General features: G+C 40.1%; 2 protein-coding genes, 1 rRNA gene and 1 pseudogene (1 of these 4 running past the window's edge). 3 read left to right on the top strand and 1 reads right to left on the bottom strand.

Annotated features, from left to right (window positions below; translation table 11 throughout):
* The coding region (locus L655_RS0116055) for an IS110 family transposase (protein WP_024604568.1) at positions 1 to 987 on the top strand (987 nt) is incomplete at its 5' end.
* Between the two features lie 275 nt (positions 988 to 1,262).
* On the opposite strand, the pseudogene L655_RS01000000125740 reads toward L655_RS0116055, so the two are convergent.
* Positions 1,263 to 2,572: pseudogene (locus L655_RS01000000125740) on the bottom strand (amidohydrolase).
* A 111-nt stretch (positions 2,573 to 2,683) separates the two neighbouring features.
* On the opposite strand from L655_RS01000000125740, the gene L655_RS0116065 reads away from it, so the two are divergent.
* Both L655_RS0116065 and L655_RS01000000125745 read left to right on the top strand, forming a co-directional pair.
* Positions 2,684 to 3,541, top strand: a complete 858-nt coding sequence (locus L655_RS0116065; RefSeq protein WP_024605580.1) for a tetratricopeptide repeat protein — start codon at positions 2,684 to 2,686, stop codon at positions 3,539 to 3,541.
* A gap of 945 nt (positions 3,542 to 4,486) precedes the next feature.
* A 16S ribosomal RNA gene (locus L655_RS01000000125745) occupies positions 4,487 to 5,000 on the top strand; it runs 1,022 nt beyond the window's last position.

Genomic DNA, 5,000 nt, shown 5'->3' on the forward strand with positions numbered 1-5,000 from the left:
ATAGCAAAAAGATTTTTCCATGTGGTGTGCTGCAATGAACAAGGGCGCTTAGTTAAAAAGAAAATGTTAAAGCGTGCGCAAGTGTTATCTTTTTTCCAACAACACACTACGTGTTTAGTTGCTTTAGAGGCCTGTGCAACTTCTCATTTTTGGGCTCGAGAAATCAGAAAATGTGGTCATCAGATAAAGCTTATTCCACCTCAGCATGTAAAAGCCTTCTTAGTTGGCAATAAAAATGATTATAACGATGCTTTAGCAATTAGCGTTGCTTCAAAACAACATCATATTAAGAGTGTCTGTATAAAATCAGTTGAGCAACAAGATAACCAAGCACAGCACAAAGCGAGAGAATTAGCGGTCAGACAAAGAACGGCACTATGCAATCAAATCCGAGGCTTAACTGCTGAATACGGAATTATTTTAAATCAGGGTATAAACACAATACGCAAAAGTATCCCCCTAATTTTAGAAGATGAAAATACCGGATTATCAGGCGCATTTAAAGCGGTACTAAAGCAGTTAGAAACACAATTGAGTAACTTAGACAGCTGCATTGAAACTTACAGTACATTAATAGTTGAAACAGCAAAAAATAATGATATTTGCCAACGGATCCAAACAATACCTGGATTTGGTCCTATGGTATCAAGCGCCTATTTCAATGAAGTTGGAAATGGCAGTAACTATAAAAGAGGCCGCGATGTTTCAGCGTCTTTAGGTATCGTTCCGCGTCAACACAGTAGTGGCGGGAAAGATACTTTACTTGGGATAAGTAAGCGAGGAAATAGCTACTTAAGGTGCCTGTTGATCCAAGGAGCAAAAGCGGTTGTCTCAAGAGCAAAAACGAAGAATGATAAATTAAGTCAATGGATAAACCGACTGGTTCAAACTCGAGGGCATAATCGAGCATGTGTAGCTTATGCCAACAAGATGGCGAGAATGGCTTGGGCTATTAGCGCTTCAGGTGAGAGTTACTCACCCGTATAAATACTCTTCAAAGAATTGCGTAAGTGGCTAAAACGATGACATAACAGGTCAAACCTGCATATTGAAAACCTATAGAGTTCAGTGGTAGTAAATACCGATAACCTGATCAGGACAATATGCGCGGATTACATCAAGGTCAGAAGTAATAATCTTCACTAAAAGACCGTATATATGACAGCAAACCTGTCCCTGCTATCGTTGAATGACACCTTGCAATACTGGAGGAGACCATATATGAACTCTGCTTGAGATAGATTTATTATCCAGAAATCAGGTTACTTATTAAATAAAGCAACAGCAGCGTTACTCATTGCTTTTATTCCGGTAGGGATAGCAACTTTATAATCTGGTGCAAATTTACTAGAGTGTAGGGAAGGGAGTACTTCACCTGTTTTTATTGAATCTGCATATTGTGCTTGGTTTACGCCACCTAGCCAAAATAAGGTAATAGGGATGTTTTCATCGGTGCGTCCGTATAGGCCAAAGTCTTCACCTGCCATTACAGCTTGTGTTTCAAGCACATTAGTATCACCAATTTCGCTGGCAATAGAGTTTCTAACAATGTCTGTTTGTGCAGGGTTATTATAAGTAGATGGAATAGATTCATCTTCATGTACATATACTACAGGGTAGTTTGATTCATTTAGGCCAGCACTTTGTGCAATACCTGCCGTGATTCGTTTTATTGCTGCTATTTGAGCACTTCTAACATTTGGGTTATAGCTTCTGAGAGTGAGTTGTAGTTTACTTCATCCGAAATCACATTATGTTTTGAGCCACCATGAATAGATCCAACTGTAATAACAGAAGGCTCTAGTGGTGAAAGCTCTCGACTTGTGATTGTTTGCAGAGCAAGTACAGTGCGTGCAGCTATAACCACAGGGTCAATAGTTGTATGAGGATAAGCACCATGACCACCTTTACCTTTAATTGTAATATCGACAGAATCTACACTTGCCATAGTGTATTCATTTTTCATTGATACCTTACCAGCGGGGACGCTAGCACTTACATGCAAAGCAATTATATGATCAGGTTTTTCATATTTACTAAATAGTCCTTCGCTTAACATCGCTTTAGCACCCCCACCTACTTCTTCTGCAGGCTGTGCAACCATCATTAATGTACCTTGCCACTGTTTTTTATGAGCAATTAACTGCTCTGCAGTTCCAATAAAAGAGCTCATGTGGATATCGTGGCCACAGCCGTGCATTACACCTACTTTTGCACCGTGCTCGTCTATTACTTTGACTTTTGAGGCATAGGATTTTCCTGTTTACTCAATAATAGGTAAGCCATCAGTATCAGTGCGGATCATTACTGTCGGCCCCTCACCATTTTTATAAATACCAACTACACCAAAGCCACCTACATTACTTGTTACTTTAAAACCCAGCTGAGTTAATCTATCTGCTAATTTTTTACCTGTTTTTTGTTCGTGATAAGAGAGCTCTGGGGATTGGTGTAAGTCGAGGTAAAACTTTTCAATAGCTGGCATGGCTTTGCTTAAATTCAAATCGAGTCCATTTGCTTGTACTAATGGGCTTGCTAATAAAAGTATTGCACTTAGGTAAGTTAATTTCATATTTTCCCTTATTGTTGAATATGTATACCGAGTGATTTAGGTATATGACTTGTAATTATTATGTTCACCACCATATAAAAACCTAAATAGACGAATATGGCAATCAATTCAATGAGCAACATAGTTAGTATTAATGCGCAAAACCTTCAACAAGTACTCGGTGAAACATCACAACAAAAATTGGTGTTGCTTAACTTTTTCTCTCCTCAAAGTCCTGACTGCATCGGACAGGCTGCAATTTTAGATAAAGTAGCAGCAGAATATGCAAGCTATATAGTAGTAGCAAACCTAGATTGCGATGCAGAACAAGCACTCGCTTCTCAACTTGCGCAACAAGTTGGTCTGCAAACACTGCCTACGCTTGTATTATTAAAAGACTCCGCACCAGTAGATTTACTTGCAGGTGTTCAAAGCGAAGCACAAATACGCGAAGCCCTAGCAAAGCATTTACCTGCGCAACAAGACTTACTGTTAGAACAAGCAAAGCAAGCGTTATTAAAGTCAGATTTAAATGCTGCATTTAATTATGCAAAGCAAGCTTATGAAATAGACAGCGGTAATGCACGTATCAAGTTAGTGCTAGCAGACATATGTATTCAAATTCACAAGGTAGATGAAGCGCAAGCACTTATAAATACAATAGATGCACAAGAGCAAGATGCTTACTTTAATAATATTAAAGCAAAATGCGAAGCCGCGCTTGAAGCAAAAAATTCACCAGAGATTAAAGAAAAGCAACAACAAGTAGAAAAGTATCCAAATGACTTAGAATTAAAAGAAGAGCTCAGTATTTTACTTAATGAAGCAGGCAGAAAAGAAGAAGCATTGGATGTACTGTTTACAGTTCTACAAAAAGATCTGAACTTCAACGAAGCAAAACCAAGCTTTTTAGCCATTATTGCCTCTTTACCTGATGGCGACGCACTCGCAGCTAAGTATCGTCGCAAGTTATATAGTATTTTATACTAGGGTCTGTTGCTCTTTGCGGATTAAAATTTGTTCAAACTAGGGGGTAATCGCGGCGCGAGATTTGTAACCTAGTGGGCTCGGTAACTGCTCCTGCGTTACCCTACTGGCTTACATCCATGTAAGAATAAGTAAAAACCGAGTAACAAAGAGTAAATAGCCCCTAGGAAGAACCCTTTAGGCAGCGCCTGTTTGGCATTAATGCTACGTTATCGCCTATTTATGGGGAGTAACCACACTACATAGGCTCTGCCTTGCCTGAATACCAAACAGGCTGCTGCAAATTTAACCTTGAAAGATAAACAGACCCTAGATTCTAATAACTATTACTTTTGAGAAGCACCTATATAAGGTGCTTTTTGTATTTTTAGGGTTTTAATTAAAAGCTTTAGTATGGTTTAGCTATGTAAAAATAAGAGTTATCAACAGGGTTTTGTGGGTAACTTGTGCTTATCATGTGTGCTTGCTTGGGGCTTAATTTTAATTACTATTTTATGCAAATAACGCTTGCGTAAAATCCGCCGCTCCCTATAATGCGACCCCACTGAGACGGGGAACGCTGAAGCATAGCAAGGCACGAACTACTCAGAGAGTTAAATAAAACTTCGGTTTTAAATCTTCCAAAAAGAAAGTTTAAAACTAAGTGTTGACTCGAAAAATAAAGGGTGTATTATTCTCATCCCTTGAGACGCTGAAGCGACTCAAAACGTTCTTTAACAATATAAAGCAATCATCTGTGTGGGCACTCGTACAGGTTGAGTTCTAACAGCCAAGCTACTTCGTTCTTTATTGAGCAAGTAATGAGGCAAACAAATTAGAGTCTCAATTGAAAACTGAGTGACCAACAGAAGTAACTTATTTATAAGTTGCTTCGGCACAGTCAATTCAATATCGAAAGATATTAAAAAATTCAGAATTCATTGAGCTGTCGAAAGACATAAAACTTTTTAATTGAAGAGTTTGATCATGGCTCAGATTGAACGCTGGCGGCAGGCCTAACACATGCAAGTCGAGCGGTAACAGAAAGTAGCTTGCTACTTTGCTGACGAGCGGCGGACGGGTGAGTAATGCTTGGGAACATGCCTTGAGGTGGGGGACAACAGTTGGAAACGACTGCTAATACCGCATAATGTCTACGGACCAAAGGGGGCTTCGGCTCTCGCCTTTAGATTGGCCCAAGTGGGATTAGCTAGTTGGTGAGGTAATGGCTCACCAAGGCGACGATCCCTAGCTGGTTTGAGAGGATGATCAGCCACACTGGGACTGAGACACGGCCCAGACTCCTACGGGAGGCAGCAGTGGGGAATATTGCACAATGGGCGCAAGCCTGATGCAGCCATGCCGCGTGTGTGAAGAAGGCCTTCGGGTTGTAAAGCACTTTCAGTCAGGAGGAAAGGTTAGTAGTTAATACCTGCTAGCTGTGACGTTACTGACAGAAGAAGCACCGGCTAACTCCGTGCCA

The organism is Pseudoalteromonas sp. TAE79 (genome assembly GCF_000498015.1).
Lineage (GTDB): Bacteria > Pseudomonadota > Gammaproteobacteria > Enterobacterales > Alteromonadaceae > Pseudoalteromonas.